13 protein-coding genes are annotated in these 15,130 nt (G+C 61.1%); 11 read left to right on the top strand and 2 right to left on the bottom strand.

All coding sequences use genetic code 11. The features are described from left to right. Nucleotides 1-138 precede the first annotated feature (138 nt). Entirely contained in the window at nucleotides 139-546 is a 408-nt protein-coding gene (locus FYJ44_RS14490) for a hypothetical protein (RefSeq protein ID WP_195841011.1), read from the bottom strand. On the opposite strand from FYJ44_RS14490, the gene tpa reads away from it, so the two are divergent. The 11 genes from tpa (at nucleotide 545) to FYJ44_RS10195 (ending at nucleotide 13,985) form a co-directional block, all read left to right on the top strand. Further along, on the top strand, nucleotides 545-1,921 hold the full coding sequence (gene tpa, locus FYJ44_RS10245) for a taurine--pyruvate aminotransferase (RefSeq protein WP_154511778.1): 1,377 nt from the start codon (nucleotides 545-547) through the stop codon (nucleotides 1,919-1,921). The two genes, FYJ44_RS14490 and tpa, sit on opposite strands and share 2 nt — an antisense overlap. A 285-nt stretch (nucleotides 1,922-2,206) precedes the next feature. Further along, nucleotides 2,207-3,376: an NAD(P) transhydrogenase subunit alpha gene (locus tag FYJ44_RS10240; RefSeq protein WP_154511776.1), complete on the top strand. Its 1,170-nt coding sequence runs from the start codon at nucleotides 2,207-2,209 to the stop codon at nucleotides 3,374-3,376. Nucleotides 3,377-3,467: 91 nt separating this feature from the next. Next, nucleotides 3,468-3,749, top strand: coding sequence for an NAD(P) transhydrogenase subunit alpha part 2 (locus FYJ44_RS10235; protein ID WP_154511774.1), 282 nt, complete (start codon nucleotides 3,468-3,470; stop codon nucleotides 3,747-3,749). 58 nt (nucleotides 3,750-3,807) lie between these two features. Next, entirely contained in the window at nucleotides 3,808-6,876 is a 3,069-nt protein-coding gene (locus tag FYJ44_RS10230) for an NAD(P)(+) transhydrogenase (Re/Si-specific) subunit beta (RefSeq protein ID WP_154511772.1), read from the top strand. Nucleotides 6,877-7,217: 341 nt separating this feature from the next. Next, entirely contained in the window at nucleotides 7,218-7,973 is a 756-nt protein-coding gene (locus FYJ44_RS10225) for an ABC transporter ATP-binding protein (RefSeq protein ID WP_287700878.1), read from the top strand. A 40-nt stretch (nucleotides 7,974-8,013) separates the two neighbouring features. Beyond that, nucleotides 8,014-8,808, top strand: coding sequence for an ABC transporter permease (locus FYJ44_RS10220; RefSeq protein WP_154511768.1), 795 nt, complete (start codon nucleotides 8,014-8,016; stop codon nucleotides 8,806-8,808). A gap of 3 nt (nucleotides 8,809-8,811) precedes the next feature. Next, nucleotides 8,812-9,657, top strand: a complete 846-nt coding sequence (locus FYJ44_RS10215; RefSeq protein WP_154511766.1) for an ABC transporter permease — start codon at nucleotides 8,812-8,814, stop codon at nucleotides 9,655-9,657. Between the two features lie 24 nt (nucleotides 9,658-9,681). Further along, a complete protein-coding gene (locus tag FYJ44_RS10210) occupies nucleotides 9,682-10,467 on the top strand; it encodes an ABC transporter ATP-binding protein (RefSeq protein ID WP_154511764.1) in 786 nt (261 codons plus the stop codon). Nucleotides 10,468-10,579: 112 nt separating this feature from the next. Further along, nucleotides 10,580-11,131, top strand: coding sequence for a hypothetical protein (locus tag FYJ44_RS10205; protein ID WP_154511762.1), 552 nt, complete (start codon nucleotides 10,580-10,582; stop codon nucleotides 11,129-11,131). Between the two features lie 90 nt (nucleotides 11,132-11,221). After that, complete coding sequence (locus FYJ44_RS10200; protein WP_154511760.1) at nucleotides 11,222-12,301, top strand: ABC transporter substrate-binding protein; 1,080 nt, start codon at nucleotides 11,222-11,224, stop codon at nucleotides 12,299-12,301. Nucleotides 12,302-12,788: 487 nt separating this feature from the next. Beyond that, nucleotides 12,789-13,985 carry an MFS transporter gene (locus tag FYJ44_RS10195; protein ID WP_154511758.1) on the top strand — a complete coding sequence of 399 codons (1,197 nt, stop codon included), beginning with the start codon at nucleotides 12,789-12,791 and terminating at the stop codon, nucleotides 13,983-13,985. Between the two features lie 90 nt (nucleotides 13,986-14,075). Here FYJ44_RS10195 and FYJ44_RS10190 read toward each other — a convergent pair whose 3' ends face one another. After that, complete coding sequence (locus FYJ44_RS10190) at nucleotides 14,076-15,113, bottom strand: bifunctional methionine sulfoxide reductase B/A protein (RefSeq protein ID WP_195841010.1); 1,038 nt, start codon at nucleotides 15,111-15,113, stop codon at nucleotides 14,076-14,078. Nucleotides 15,114-15,130: the final 17 nt, after the last annotated feature.

The following is a 15,130-nucleotide window of genomic DNA, read 5'->3' as shown; positions in this document are numbered from 1 at the left end:
GACACGCAAAAGGACATCGCTTCTGATACGGCCTGTTGGGGGCATTTTCCGCAACTGGCCGTCGGACGCGGGCGAGTTGCCCATGCATCACAAGTCAAAATTGACTTATAGAATAACGGGAGGTTGAGTGACATTGAGTTAAGAGTGACTTAATCCTGTTGAAAGGCCCATGAACGACATGTCAGCCCCAAGAAATAACCCGCTGCTATTGCACGGCATCCAGGCCGCGTTCAATTTGGCACAAGGATTGCTTATAGGAGAACTGCCAGTGACCGCTGTTTGGTCCTCATGCCATTTCCAGCAGCTTTCCCGGAGGTCGCCATGATTGTCGGCACTGCCAAAGAAAACAAAACCATCGGATGCCGCACCGGGCGTATCCCGGCCGGTTTCAAGGGTCTTTCCGGCCCCGGGCGGCGCATGCTCCCCGTGACCGACGTCTCCGGCCGCTCCGTGCCGCCGGACTGTTGAAGTAACTGTCTCCTCCCTCACCGCTTCACCGGAGGGGAAGGCAACCATTCCGAAAACCTTTTCTTTGGAGGAAATCATGGCCCAGTCCCTTGATGCCGCACAACTGATCGCGGACGACAAAAAATACGTCTGGCATCACCTCACCCAGCACAAAGTCTTTGAAAAATCCGATCCCACCATCTTTGTCGAAGGCAAAGGCATGCGGATCAAGGACATCCACGGCAAGGAATACCTGGATGCCGTTTCCGGCGGCGTCTGGACGGTCAACCTCGGCTATGCCAACGAAACCCTGGCCAAGGCCGTGAGCGACCAGCTCATGCAGCTCTGCTACTTCGCCAACGGTTACGGCAACATCCCCACCATTCAGTTCTCCAAAAAACTGATTGAAAAGATGCCCGGCATGAGCCGCGTATACCTGTCCAACTCCGGTTCCGAAGCCAACGAAAAGGCCTTCAAGATTGTCCGCCAGATCTCCCAGCTCAAGCACGGCGGCAAGAAATACAAGGTCGTCTACCGCAACCGCGACTACCACGGCACCACCATCACCACCCTGAGCGCCTGCGGACAGGAAGAACGCAAGAACCAGTACGGCCCCTTCACCCCCGGCTTTGTGGAATTCCCGGCCTGCTCCGCCTACCGCTCGCCCTATCCCGCCGGCACCGCCAACCTGGGCGAAAAATTCGCCCGCGAGCTTGAAACCGTGGTGCAGAAGGAAGATCCGGACACCGTGGGCGCCGTGATCATCGAGCCCATCACCGCCGGCGGCGGCGTCATTGTGCCGCCCGAAGGCTACTACGAAACCCTGACCGAAATCTGCAAGAAGTACGGCCTGCTGCTGATCATCGACGAAGTGGTCTGCGGTCTCGGCAGAACCGGCAAATGGTTCGGTTACCAGCACTTCAACGTCAAGCCCGACATCGTGACCATGGCCAAGGGCGTGGCCGCCGGCTACGCGCCCATCTCCTGCACGGTGACCACCGAAGAGGTCTTCCAGGACTTCATCGCCGATCCTTCCGACCGTGACAGCTACTTCCGCGACATCAGCACCTTCGGCGGCTGCACCGCCGGTCCCGCCGCCGGTTACGCCAACATCAACTACATGGAAGAGCACAACGTCCTCGATAACGTCGTCAAAATGGGCGATTACCTCATGGACGGCCTCAAGGCTCTGGAAAAGAAGTATGAGATCATCGGCGACGTGCGCGGCAAGGGCCTGTTCTGCGGCCTCGAACTGGTCAAGAACCGCACCACCAAGGAGCCCGTCTCCGAAGCCGTGGCCGGCGCCGTGGTGGGCGAATGCATGAAGCAGGGCGTGATCATCGGCAAGACCAGCCGCTGCTTCCGTGAACTGAACAACACCCTCTGCCTGGCTCCGGCGCTGATTGCCACCACGGCCGAGATCGACGAGATCCTCAAGGCTCTGGACAACGCCTTCCAGGTGGTCAAGGCCTAAGGTTCGGAACAATCCGGCCGCGCTCCGTACGGAGCGCGGCCGGGCATCCATCGCCGTTTCCGCCGACGGGCGCGTAACGGCCAGAAACGGGGGGACATGTCTGAGGCTTTCATCCCCGCCCGGCATGTCCCCTCTATGCGACATCGGCAACAAGCCGGCGTTTGTCCGGCAGTCTTGCGGCTGCCGTTGCGGGTTCAGCGCGGGAGTGTGTTCCGCCCCGGCCCCGGCAGCCTGAGGGAAGCTCCACACCAACCAGCACTTCCAACGTACTAAGGAGTAGCATCCATGAAATTTCAGGGTATGATCATCGGTGTCCCCAAAGAAATTATGCCCGGCGAAGGCCGCGTCTCCTCCACCCCCGAGACCGTGAAAAAAATGGTCGCCGAGGGCGCTACCGTGCTCGTGCAGAAAACGGCCGGTGACGGCTCGTTCTTCTCCGACGCGGAATATGTGGCCGCCGGCGCGACCCTGGTTGACGGTGCGGAAGAAGTCTTCGCCAAAGCCGACGTCATTCTCAAGGTGAAAGAGCCGCTGTTCAACAAGGACGTGAACAAGCACGAAAGCGACATGCTGCGCGACGGGCAGTACCTGATCACCTTCCTGCACCCCGCCGCTCCGGTGAACCGCGAACCCATGAAAAAACTTCGCGACACCGGCTGCATCAGCCTCACCCTGGACGGCATTCCGCGCATCTCCCGCGCCCAGAGCATGGACGCCCTGACCTCCATGAGCACCGTGGCCGGTTATAAGAGCGTGCTCATGGCCGCCAACTACATGAGCAAGTTTATGCCCATGGTCGGCACCGCCGTGGGCGTGATCAAGCCCGCCAACGTCGTGGTCATCGGTACCGGCGTGGCCGGCCTGCAGGCCGTCGCCACCGCCAAGCGTCTGGGCGCCGTGGTCACCGCCATCGACATCCGTCCCGACGCGAGCGAACAGGCCAAGTCCCTGGGCGCCAAGGCCTTCGACACCGGCGTGCCGGCTGACGTGGCCATCGGCGAGGGCGGCTACGCCCAGCGCCTGCCCGACGAATGGCTGGCCAAGGAAATCGAGGCCATCAAGCCCGTCATCAAAGAAGCCGACATGGTGATCCTCACCGCGCTGATTCCCGGCAAGCTCGCTCCGGTGCTGATCACCGAAGAAATGGTCAAATCCATGGCTCCCGGTTCCGTCATCGTGGACGTGGCCATCGACCAGGGCGGCAACTGCGCCCTGACCAAGGCCGGCGAGGAAATCGTCGCCCACGGCGTGACCATCAGCGGCATCAAGAACATCCCCGGCATGATGCCCACCAGCTCCACCTGGATGTTCGCTCACAACATCTACAACCTGCTTGCCTTCCTGGCCAAGGACGGCAAGATCGTGCTGGATCGCAACGATCCCATCGTGGCTTCCTCGCTGACCACGATCAACAAGGAAATCGTCCACGCCGGCGCCAAAGAAGCCGGCCTGTAGGCATCGCGGAGGAGGAGCGCGCGGCTCTTGGGGCCGCGCGCTCCCCTCATCCGCATTCCGGTAAGACTTTTAACCTGCGGAGGCAGTCCTCTTGAGCACATTCATCCTCTTACTGGTCTTTGTTGCCGCGCTGGTCATCGGCTATAAAGTGCTCAGCCACATTCCCAGTCTTTTGCATACGCCGTTGATGTCCAGCATGAATGCGCTCGACGGGGTCATCATTCTGGGCGCGCTGACGGCCACCCATCTTGCCAGCACTCCCCTGGGCGCTTTCCTGGGCGGTTGCGGCATCGCGCTGGCCATCACCAATGTTTTTGGCGGCTTTGACATCACCCACAAGATGTTGAAGATGATCGCGGGGAAAAAGCGCTAGCAGATTCTTTTCGCGCGTCCCGAACGACCCCTGAAAAATTAAGAGAGTTGTCTGCGAAATGAGCACATTACTATACAACGTCATTGCTGCAATACTCGCCCTTGCCATCCTGTATGGCCTGAATCTGATGAGCAACGTCAAAACGGCCGTGCGCGGCAATATTCTCTCCGCCGCCGCCATGGCCTGCGCCATTCTCATCACCATGTACAAGGACAATTCGCTCGGCTCTCCGACTCTTTGGATAGCGATAGCGCTGGGCACGGCCTTCGGCCTGTTTCTGTCCAACAAGGTCAAGATGATCCAGATGCCCCAGCTCGTGGCTTTTTTGCACGGCTTCGGCGGCGGCGCGGCGGCCCTGGTCGGCATCATCATGCTGACGGACGTGGGCACGCCCTCGGCCTTTCATCGCATTGACGCCTGTCTGGCTCTCTGCTCGGGCATGACGACCATCGCCGGTTCCTTCGTGGCCGCGGGCAAACTGCACCAGCTGCTGCCGCAACGGCCCATCGTGCTCTCCAACCACAGCAAGATCATCAACGTCCTGCTGGGCATCATGCTCATCGCCCTCTGCATTTACAACATTGCACCGAATTTCCTGCCTTCGCTGTTCATCTTCATCATGTTCGCCACGGGCGCGCTGTTCGGCATCGTCTTCACCATCCGGGTGGGCGGCGCGGACATGCCCATCACCATTTCCCTGCTCAACTCCATGGGCGGCATTTCCTGCGCCATCGCCGGCTTCGCCGTGTCCGACCCCCTGCTCATCGCCGTGGGCGGCATTGTCGGCTCCGCCGGTCTGATGCTCACGCGCGTTATGTGCAAGGCCATGAACCGCACGCTGATGCCCATCCTGCTGGGTCAATCCTCCGTGTCCGGCAAGGCCGGCGCCCCGGCGGCAGCCGCGTCCAAAGCGCCCGCGCCCCAGGCCGCGAAGCCCGCGCAGCCGGCCCAGGCCGCCGCGCAGAAGGATGCGGAAGTCGCCAAGCTGCTGACCACGGCCAAGAACGTGATCATCGTGCCCGGCTACGGCATGGCCCTGGCCCAGGCCCAGCACAAGGTCAAGCAGTTGGCTGACGCTCTGGAAGCCCGTGGCGCCACGGTCAACTACGCCATCCATCCCGTGGCCGGACGCATGCCCGGACACATGAACGTGCTTCTGGCCGAAGCCAACGTGGATTACGAGCATCTGCTGGAAATGGACGTGGTCAACCCCATGTTCGCGGACGCCGACCTGGTCGTGGTGGTGGGGGCCAATGACGTGGTCAACCCGGCGGCCAACACCGCCGAAGGCACTCCCATTTACGGCATGCCCATCCTGGAAGCGGACAAGGCCAAGGCCGTGATCATCTGCAACTATGACGAAAAGCCCGGCTACGCGGGCGTGCCCAATCCGCTCTACACCAAGCCCGGCGTGTATATGCTGCTGGGCGACGCGGCCAAAACCGTAGGCGCCCTGGCCGGTTACGCCGCCGGAGAAGCCCCGGTCGCCGCCGCGTCCGCCGAAACCGGCGATGCGGATAAGGCCACCGAGGCCGCCCGCCTGCTGACCACGGCCAAGAACGTGATCATCGTGCCCGGCTACGGCATGGCCCTGGCTCAGGCCCAGCACAAGGTCAAGCAACTCGCTGACGCCCTGGAAGCCAGAGGCGCCACGGTCAACTACGCCATCCATCCCGTGGCCGGGCGCATGCCCGGACACATGAACGTGCTTCTGGCCGAAGCCAATGTGGATTACGAGCATCTGCTGGAAATGGACGTGGTCAACCCCATGTTCCCGAATGCGGATCTCGCCATCATTATCGGGGCCAACGACGTGGTCAACCCGGCGGCCAACACCGCTGAAGGCACCCCCATTTACGGCATGCCCATTCTGGAAGCGGACAAGGCCAAGGCCGTGATCGTCTGCAACTATGACGAAAAGCCCGGCTACGCGGGCGTGGACAATCCCCTCTACACCAAGCCCGGCGTAATCATGATGCTGGGCGACGCGGCCCAGACCGTGGGCGCCCTGGCCGGTTACGCCGCCGGGCAGGCTCCTGCCGCGCAGGCCGCTCCCGCCGCCGAGCGTGATGACGACGCCGACGCCGCCCGTCTGCTGACCACGGCCAAAAGGGTGATCATCGTGCCCGGTTACGGCATGGCTCTGGCCCAGGCCCAGCACAAGGTCAAGCAACTGGCCGACGTGCTTGAGGAACGGGGCGCCAAGGTCGATTATGCCATTCATCCCGTGGCCGGACGTATGCCCGGGCATATGAATGTGCTTCTGGCCGAAGCCAATGTGGATTACGAGCATCTGCTGGAAATGGACGTGGTCAATCCCATGTTCGCGGACGCGGATCTGGTCGTCATCGTGGGGGCCAACGACGTGGTCAACCCGGCGGCCAACACCGCCGAAGGCACTCCCATTTACGGCATGCCCATTCTGGAAGCGGACAAGGCCAAGGCCGTGATCGTCTGCAACTATGACGAAAAGCCCGGCTACGCGGGCGTGGACAATCCCCTCTACACCAAGTCCGGCGTAATCATGATGCTGGGCGACGCGGCCCAGACCGTGGGCAAGCTCGTGAACCTGGCTTCCGGACCGGCCCCGGCGGCCGCCGAAGCCCCCAAGCAGGAAACAGCGCAGGACGGTCTGCAGGCGCTCAAGACCGCCAAGAATGTGATTATCGTGCCCGGCTACGGCATGGCCTTGGCCCAGGCCCAGCACAAGGTCAAGCAACTGGCCGACGTGCTTGAGGAACGGGGCGCCACGGTCAATTACGCCATCCACCCCGTGGCTGGGCGCATGCCCGGACATATGAACGTGCTCCTGGCCGAAGCCAATGTGGATTACGAGCATCTGCTGGAAATGGACGTGGTCAACCCCATGTTCGCGGATGCCGATCTGGTCATCATCGTGGGGGCCAATGACGTGGTCAACCCGGCGGCCAACACCGCTGAAGGCACCCCCATTTACGGCATGCCCATCCTGGAAGCGGACAAGGCCAAGGCCGTGATCATCTGCAACTATGACGAAAAGCCCGGCTACGCGGGCGTGGACAACCCCTTGTATACCAAGCCCGGCGTTACGCTGCTGCTGGGCGACGCCGGAGCCAGCCTGGACAAGCTGCTGGCCATGGCGCGGTAGCGCAAAGCATGGATTATCGGCGGGACGGCGCATGCCGTCCCGCCCTTCCGGCCTCCAGGCCGGATAAATGTACCCAACTATGTGCTATCTTTCACAATTTTTAGGCCAAAGCGCCAAAGGAGATGACAATGATGAAATAAACCCGTAAGTTATTGCAACCGACAATACATTTACCGGCATCTCACGCGGCGCGCATTTTCGCTCAGCCATTGAGTAAGACGCCAACATAGTGAAATTTTACACTTTATCCGTATACAGTTTTCCGGTTTGAGGCAAAACCCCAACCGGGGTTCATAAAGGAGTCCAAAGGAGTCCCTCACGTCAACAGTAAGGAGCTGCCAGTGCCCTGTCAGGAAGAAGCTGACGTCAAAATCCGGGTGAATAACCTCACCAAGCGTTTTGGCGCTCTCACAGTTCTTGATGGCATCAACTTCACCATCAAAAAAGGGGAGCTGCTGGCCATCGTCGGTCCCACCGGTTGCGGCAAGACCACATTTTTGAATTGCCTTTCCAAACTCATGCCCGCCACGGAAGGCGATATCCTCATCGACGGGCAGGAAGCCAATCCTAAAAAACACAATATCGCCTATGTCTTTCAGGAACCCACCTGCCTGCCCTGGCGCACCGTGCGCGAAAACGTGGCTTACGGCATGGAAGTCAAAGGGGTTTCCAAAGAGGAACGCGAGCAGCGCGCCTCGGACATCATGGATCTTGTCGGCCTTTCCTCCTGCGCCGACCTCTATCCCAATCAGGTTTCAGCCAGTATGATGCAGCGCATCGCTGTGTCGCGCGCTTTCGCCGTGAACCCCGATCTTTTGCTCATGGACGAGCCCTACGGCCAGTTGGACGTGAAGCTGCGTTTCTACCTTGAAGACGAGCTGGTCAATCTCTGGCAAAAGCTGAACAGCACCATCCTCTTTGTCACGCACAATATTGAGGAGGCCGTGTACGTGGCCGAGCGCATCCTGGTGCTGACCAACAAACCCACCAAGGTCAAGGCGGAAATTCAGGTGGACCTGCCCCGCCCCCGCAAACTTATTGATCCCAGATTTGTGGAGCTGCGCAGGCAGGTCACGGAACTTATCCGCTGGTGGTGAGGCGCGCGCCTGACCATACCAACGCAGCCCGGAGGATGTTATGGCTTATCAGACTGTCGTTGTAAAAGAACCGCCTCTGCTTCGAGCGCTCCCCTATATCAGCATCATCGCTTTTTTCCTTATCTGGGAAAGCGCGGTGCGCTCGGGCATGATTCCCCAGACATTGCTGGCCGCGCCCAGCCAGGTTTTCGACGCCTTCATGGACAAACTGACCAACCCCAATCCTGACGGGGCGGTCATGATGACCCACTTCAAGACCAGCCTTCAGGAAGCCTTCATCGGTTACGTGCTGGCGCTGCTGGTGGGCCTGCCCCTGGGGCTGGCCATGGGCTGGTTTAAAGTGGCCGAAGGCCTTTTCCGCCCCATTTTCGAACTCATCCGCCCCATCCCGCCCATCGCGTGGATTCCCCTCACCGTGTTCTGGTTCGGCATCGGCCTGACCGGCAAGGTGTTCATCATCTGGATAGCGGGCATCGTGCCCTGCGTGATCAACGCCTATGTGGGCGTGCGCATGACCAATCCCGTACTGATCCAGATGGCCAGAACCTACGGGGCCAATGACTGGCAGATCTTCACCCAGTTGTGCATCCCGTCTTCGCTGCCCATGGTTTTCGGCGCGCTCCAGCTTGCTCTGGCTTACTGCTGGACCAACCTGGTGGGCGCGGAGCTGCTGGCCGCCGACTCCGGCCTGGGCTTCCTCATCACCATGGGCGGACGCGTGGCCCGGCCTGACCTGATCGTGCTCGGCATGATCTGCGTGGGCGTTTCCGGCGCTATCATCGGGATCATCATCGACTATGTTGAAAAGAAGCTGCTGGCCGGCATCAGGAGGTAATTCATGGCGTCTTCATCCATTGCCAACGAAACCGTCGACCATGCCGCGGAACGCGGACGGTTTACGCTCTATAAGCTGATCACCAACACGTACTTCCTGTACGCCGTGTCCATCGTGGCCTTTTTCTCGCTCTGGCACTGGACCGCGGCCGAGAAAATATTCCGCGATTCCCTGGCCACCCCCGCCCAGGTGCTGGATCAGATGATCCGCCTGACCAGCATGAAATTCGCGGGCACCAATCTTTGGGGCCACATCTGGGCCAGCTTCCAGCGCGTCATCATCGGCTTTGCGCTGGCCAGCGTCGTGGCCGTGCCTCTGGGCTTGTTCATGGCCCTGAACAAAACAGTCAATGCCGTCGTCAAGCCGCTGTTCGACCTGTTCAAGCCCATGCCGCCCATCGCCTGGGTGTCCATCGCCATTCTGTGGTTCGGCATCGGCGAATTCTCCAAGGTCTTCATCATCATTATCGGCACCTTCGTGCCCTGCCTGCTCAACGCCTACAACGGCGTGCGTCTGGTGGACCCGGACCTGTACGACGTCATCCGCGTGCTCGGCGGCAACCGCCGGGACGAAATCTTCCACGTCTGCTTCCCGGCCTCCTTCCCGGCGGTCTTCGCGGGCCTGCAGATCTCGCTCAGCGCGGCATGGACCTGCGTGCTGGCCGCAGAGCTGATGAACTCCCGCGACGGTCTGGGCTTTTTGATCAAGCGCGGCATGGACACGCACAATCCCTCCCTGGTCCTCAGCGGCATGCTGCTCATCGCGGCGGCGGCCTGGGTCAGCTCTTTGGGCGTCTCCCTCCTCGAGCGCAAGCTCTGCCCCTGGAAGCGCAGCATCGACAACGTCTAATGCGACAGCACGAAGGATAGACACATGAGTGAGCAGAACGTCAAAAGCCCTCCGGTCCTGAAGATCCACTGCGAGGACATCAGCAAGACCTTCATCCAGAAGGGCAATCAGGAAGTGCCGGTCATCAAGGACATCAGCCTGGACGTCTACGAAAATGAATTCCTGGTGGTGCTTGGTCCCGGCCAGAGCGGCAAATCCACTCTGCTGAAGATTATCGCGGGCCTGGAAATTCCGGACAAGGGCTACGTTACCCTGGACGGCGAGCCGGTCACCGGCCCCGGGCCGGACCGCGGCATCGTGTTCCAGAGCTATATGCTCTTCGCCTGGAAAACCGTGCGCGACAATGTGGAGCTGGGCCTCAAGCTGCGTAACGTGCCCGCCGCCGAGCGTCACAACATCGCTGACCACTATATCAAGATGGTGGGTCTGGAAGGTTTTGAAAACCACTACCCCCACCAGTTGTCGGGCGGCATGAAACAGCGCGTGGGCATTGCCCGGGCCTATGCCAATTCGCCCAAGGTCATGCTGCTGGACGAGCCTTTCGGCCAGCTCGACGCCCAGACCCGCATGTACATGCAGGTGGAAACCTCCCGCATCTGGGAACACGAAAAACGCACGGTGCTCTTCGTCACCAACAATATCGACGAAGCGCTCTTCCTGGGCGACCGCATCGTGCTGATGGAAGGCAAGCTGCCCGGCACCATCAAGACGGAGTACACCATCAATCTGCCCCGTCCGCGCGAGCACACTTCCATGGAACTGCTGGAACTGCGCGAAGAGATCATCGCCAACACCGAACTGATTCTCTAGGGCTGTTTCAACGTGAAAAGGCTCTGACAGGGCGAGACATCGCCCTGTCAGCCGACCGGACAAAGTTTACCCGCACCATGAAACGACCGGATACTCCGAGGAACGCCAAGGCATGACCACAAGCACGCTGCTTTTCAATCTGCTGGCCGGAGCGCTGGGCGCTGTCGCGGTCTGGCTGCTGGTTCGCGCGCTCTGCGCGCGCTTCGCCGCCGGACGCGCGCGTCCCGGTTGCGGTCCGAACCCGTCCACGGCCCAGGCGGACCTGAACGGTCAACCGGACGGCCGGAAGAATGCAGCGGAAGACGGCGGGCTGGACAGCACGCCCGAAGCCGTCGCGGCTGTGTACCGGCGCGTGCTGGTGCGGCGCCTTGGCGGTCTGCTGCTTTGCCTGGCAGCTTTCTGCGCGTGGCTGTGGGGCGCGCACTGGCTTGTGGGACTGTTCCTGGCCGGAGTCGGTTGTCTGCTGCAATACCTTGCTTACCGTCTGCGCACCTGCTATGCTTTATCCATAGCCCGGCAAAGACAGGCTGAAGCGGCGCAGGCCATTGAGAACGTCCCGGCAGGCGACGGCGAACGGGAAAAAATACTGTCGGGCCATGAGAATGCGAGCCTTTCGGACAAGAGCTCTCCGGAGCTGCTCCATAGTATGGGAAAAGGCGTATAGCCGTAGCCGTAGACGGCCCCATGTCCGGCTTTGTACGGAACGCGCTCAAGCGTGACAAACCGGACGTAACCGTTATTCTGGAGGATGAGTATGTTGAAAAAATGGATTGCCCTGGCGATGGCCGCCGTGTTCGTTCTGAGCCTTTCCGGCGCCGCCATGGCCGCCGGCAAACTGGTGAAAGTGCCCACCGCCTGGATGGACGAGCATGAAACCTTCCTGATGTGGTATGCCAAGGAAAAAGGCTGGGACAAGGACGCCGGTCTGGACGTTGAAATCAAATACTTCAACTCCGGCGCCGACATTCTGAACGCGCTGCCGTCCGGCGAATGGGTCTTCGCGGGCATGGGCGCCGTGCCTGCCATGCTGGGCAACCTGCGTTACGACACCATCATCATCGGCAACGGCAACGACGAATCCATGACCAACGGCGTGGTGGTCCGCAAGGACAGCCCCATCGCCAAGGTCAAAGGCTGGAACAAGGACTATCCCGACGTGATGGGCAGCCCCGAAACCGTGAAGGGCAAGACCTTCCTGGTCACCACCGTGAGCTCCGCCCACTACGCCCTGTCTTCCTGGCTGAACGTGCTGGGCCTCAAGGACAGCGACGTGGTCATCAAGAACATGGACCAAGCCCAGGCCGTGGGCGCGTTTGAAAACAACATCGGCGACGGCGTGGCCCTGTGGGCTCCGCACCTCTTCCTGGCCATGGACAAGGGCGGCGTGCTGGCCGCCGACCTCAAGATGTGCAAAAAGGGCAACCCCATCGTGCTGATCGCCGATGCCAAGTACGCCAACAGCCATCCTGAGATCACCGCCAAGTTCCTGGGCGTCTATCTGCGCGCCGTGAACATGCTCCAGAAGGAAAGCGCCGAGAGCCTGGTGCCCGAATACCGCCGCTTCTTCCTGGAATGGGCCGGCAAGGACTATGCCAAGGATCTGGCCCTGAAGGACATCCAGAAGCACCCCGTGTACAACCTGGAAGAACAGCTGGTCATGTTTGACGACTCCAAGGGTCAGAGCCAGGCTCAGAAGTGGCAGGGCGAAATCGCCGAGTTCTTCACCACTGTGGGCCGCATCACCCCTGAAGAAGCCAAGAAGGTCAACGACGGCAAGTACGCCACCAACAAGTTCCTGAAGCAGGTCCAGACCCCCATCCCTGCCTACAAGTAAACTGAATGATACTGTCCGCTCCGGCGGGTGAGACAAGGGCCCTTCTTCCGGAGAAGAAGGGCCCGCTTTTTGTCTGCAGAACAGCGCGAGACGGCCCTGGAGCATTTTGCTTTTTGAAAGCACAACGCCTGGCGGCTGCCGGAGCAGGCGGCGGAACCCCCATTGCAAGGAAAACGGCGTTCCCCCAGCACGCGGGCAGCGTAGCCGTTGGAAATAGAATATATTCAATGGCAAGCGGACCTACGGACCCTCAGCATCATGCCTTCTGCCCGCCCTGCCGCGCGCGTCGGCCGTTTGTCTGACTGATTGTCGGGCAAGCCGTTGAGCAGATTATTTTCGAAATGTTGAAATGCTCACGATGCGCTTGACCGGAAAACAGCTCTTGCGGGAGCTTTTCAACCGCGGGTTTTGGCGCTACAAGCGCTATTGTTTGGTTGATCAAACCATTGTTCCCCAAACCCCTCGCCGCGCACGGCAGGAGATTCGCATGCGCCATATTTTCGCGGACCATCTGCACCACTTGCGCCCGCATTCCCCCAAGGCTTACTACCGCACGGCCATCAGCAGTTTTTTTCTGGTCATGGGCCTGATTTTCGCCAGTTGGGCCAGCCGCATCCCGGACGTCAAACAGCATCTGGGCCTCAGTGACGCCCAGCTCGGCGGCGTGCTGTTCGCCGCGCCGCTGGGACAGGTGCTGTCCATCGCCTTTTCCGCCTGGCTCATTGAACGTTGCGGCAGCCGCAACGTGGTGATCCTGTCCATGATCCTTTTCGGCTCAAGTCTGGTGAGCCTGGGGCTCGCCCCTTCCACCGTTCTGCTGTTCGCGGCTCTGTTCAGCTTCGGCTTTACGGACAATATGCTGAACATTTCGCTCAATTCGCAGGCCGTGGGCGTGGAAACCCTGTACGGCCGCAGCATTATGGCCACTTTCCACGGCATGTGGAGCCTGGGCGGCCTGGCGGGCGGCATTCTGGGGGCGGTGCTGGCCCCGCTGGGCGTGAAGCCCCTGGTCCATTTCTGTCTGGTGTTCGCGCTGAGTCTGGCGGTGCTGGCCGGCCTGCGGCGCTGGACCCTGCCGCGCGACGTGCGCCTGGGCAAAAAGCGGGATGCCGCGACGGACAAACCTTCCTACCGGCCGGATCTTTATCTGATCCTGCTGGGATTCATCGCTTTTGGCAGCATGGCCACGGAAGGGGCCATGTATGACTGGAGTTCGGTCTATTTCGCCCAGGTCATCCGCCCCGGCGAGGAACTGATCCGTCTGGGCTACGTGGCCTGCATGACGGCCATGGTCATAGGCCGCTTCGTGGCCGACCGGCTGGTGAGCCGTTACGGCGTGACGCCAGTGCTGCAACTGAGCGGCTGCTGCATTGCCGGGGGCATGGCTCTGGCTCTGCTCCTGCCCCGGCTGGAGGCCGCCACCGCGGGTCTGGCCCTGGTGGGCTTCGGCATGGCTTCGGTGGTGCCGCTCTGCTACAGTCTGGCGGGCAAATCCCGCAAGGTGCCCACCAGCGTGGCTATTTCCCTGGTTTCTTCCCTGAGCTTTCTGGGCTTCCTGGCCTGCCCGCCCATGGTGGGCTTTCTTTCCCACCTGCTGGACCTGCGCTGGGCCCTGGCGCCTATTGTGGGGGCGGGCGCGGCCATCGTCTGCCTGGCGCCGGTGCTGCGGCGGCTGCACGCCTAGACGCTTCGGAAAAAGAGCGCGTGGACTTCTTATGGCAAATGGAGGCGGACAAAGCCCGCCTCCATGCTATGCTGCATCCGTCGCGCTCCCCTATTCCGCCGGGCTGCCGTCGGCGCGGCGCTCGAAACGCGGCACCGGCAGATGACAGGCTCCCCGGCCGGTGCGCTCCGCAAAGCGCTGGTGATAGGCTTCAGCCTCATAAAAGGCTCCGGCCGGACACAATTGCGTGACCACCTTGTAGCCCAGTTCCCTGAGCCGGGCCATGAGCTTTTCGGCCACGGCCTTCTGCTCCTCATCCAGATAAAACACAGCCGAACGGTATTGCTCGCCCACATCCGGACCCTGGCGGTTGAGCTGGGTGGGATCGTGAATCTCGAAAAAGCGCCGCAAAATCTGTTCATAGGAAACCTTGGACGGATCAAAACGCACCCGCACGGCTTCGGCGTGCCCGGTACCGCCCCGGCTGACCTCTTCATAACTCGGCTCCGGCGCATGCCCGCCCGTATAGCCGGAAACGGCATCGCAAACGCCGGGCAACTTGCGGAAGGCGTCTTCCACGCCCCAGAAGCAACCCCCGGCCACGACGGCTGTGCCGGAGCAGGCGGCAGCCTCTTTTGCGCGTGCAAAGGCCGCCTTTTCCTCCTCGCCGCCCGCCGGAACGAAGCTCATGGACAGGGAATTGACGCAATGGCGGGTGTCCTTGGCCGTGAATCCCTCGCCCTCAAAAACATGGCCCAAATGGCCGCCGCAATACGCGCAGAGGATTTCCACCCGCCGTCCGTCGGCATCGGGCACACGGCGCACCGCGCCGGGCACGGCGTCGTCAAAGCTGGGCCAGCCGCAGCCGGATTCGAACTTGTCCTCGGAATGGTAAAGCGGCATGCCGCACTGACGGCAGATATAGGTGCCTGCCGCGTGATTGTCGAGATAGCGGCCCGTGTACGGGGCCTCCGTGGCTTTGCGCAATAAAACGTCAGCCTCCCGCTCGCTGAGCGGCGGCATGGAATACTTTGCGTTCATGGGCGCCTCGTGTGGCGCGGCCGGGACCGGCATGGCCGGTGCGACCAGCCAGAGCAGCAAAAAAATTCCCAGCGCGCGCCGGAAGATGTTGAGGATTGTTGAGTACATATACTTTCCTTGTACAG

Origin of the sequence: Desulfovibrio porci (assembly GCF_009696265.1) — a bacterium.
In the GTDB taxonomy this organism is placed as follows: domain Bacteria; phylum Desulfobacterota; class Desulfovibrionia; order Desulfovibrionales; family Desulfovibrionaceae; genus Desulfovibrio; species Desulfovibrio porci.
The sequence above is the reverse complement of the archived record's forward strand: the minus strand, read 5'-3'. Positions and strand labels throughout refer to the sequence as shown.

What these genes read in the sequence shown, in the direction of transcription:
- tpa (WP_154511778.1), top strand. Translation starts at nt 545, where the DNA reads ATGGCCCAGTCCCTTGATGCCGCACAACTGATCGCGGACGACAAAAAA.
- FYJ44_RS14490 (WP_195841011.1), bottom strand. Translation starts at nt 546, where the DNA reads ATGATTTCCTCCAAAGAAAAGGTTTTCGGAATGGTTGCCTTCCCCTCC.
- FYJ44_RS10240 (WP_154511776.1), top strand. Translation starts at nt 2,207, where the DNA reads ATGAAATTTCAGGGTATGATCATCGGTGTCCCCAAAGAAATTATGCCC.
- FYJ44_RS10230 (WP_154511772.1), top strand. Translation starts at nt 3,808, where the DNA reads ATGAGCACATTACTATACAACGTCATTGCTGCAATACTCGCCCTTGCC.
- FYJ44_RS10220 (WP_154511768.1), top strand. Translation starts at nt 8,014, where the DNA reads ATGGCTTATCAGACTGTCGTTGTAAAAGAACCGCCTCTGCTTCGAGCG.
- FYJ44_RS10215 (WP_154511766.1), top strand. Translation starts at nt 8,812, where the DNA reads ATGGCGTCTTCATCCATTGCCAACGAAACCGTCGACCATGCCGCGGAA.
- FYJ44_RS10210 (WP_154511764.1), top strand. Translation starts at nt 9,682, where the DNA reads ATGAGTGAGCAGAACGTCAAAAGCCCTCCGGTCCTGAAGATCCACTGC.
- FYJ44_RS10205 (WP_154511762.1), top strand. Translation starts at nt 10,580, where the DNA reads ATGACCACAAGCACGCTGCTTTTCAATCTGCTGGCCGGAGCGCTGGGC.
- FYJ44_RS10200 (WP_154511760.1), top strand. Translation starts at nt 11,222, where the DNA reads ATGTTGAAAAAATGGATTGCCCTGGCGATGGCCGCCGTGTTCGTTCTG.
- FYJ44_RS10195 (WP_154511758.1), top strand. Translation starts at nt 12,789, where the DNA reads ATGCGCCATATTTTCGCGGACCATCTGCACCACTTGCGCCCGCATTCC.
- FYJ44_RS10190 (WP_195841010.1), bottom strand. Translation starts at nt 15,113, where the DNA reads ATGTACTCAACAATCCTCAACATCTTCCGGCGCGCGCTGGGAATTTTT.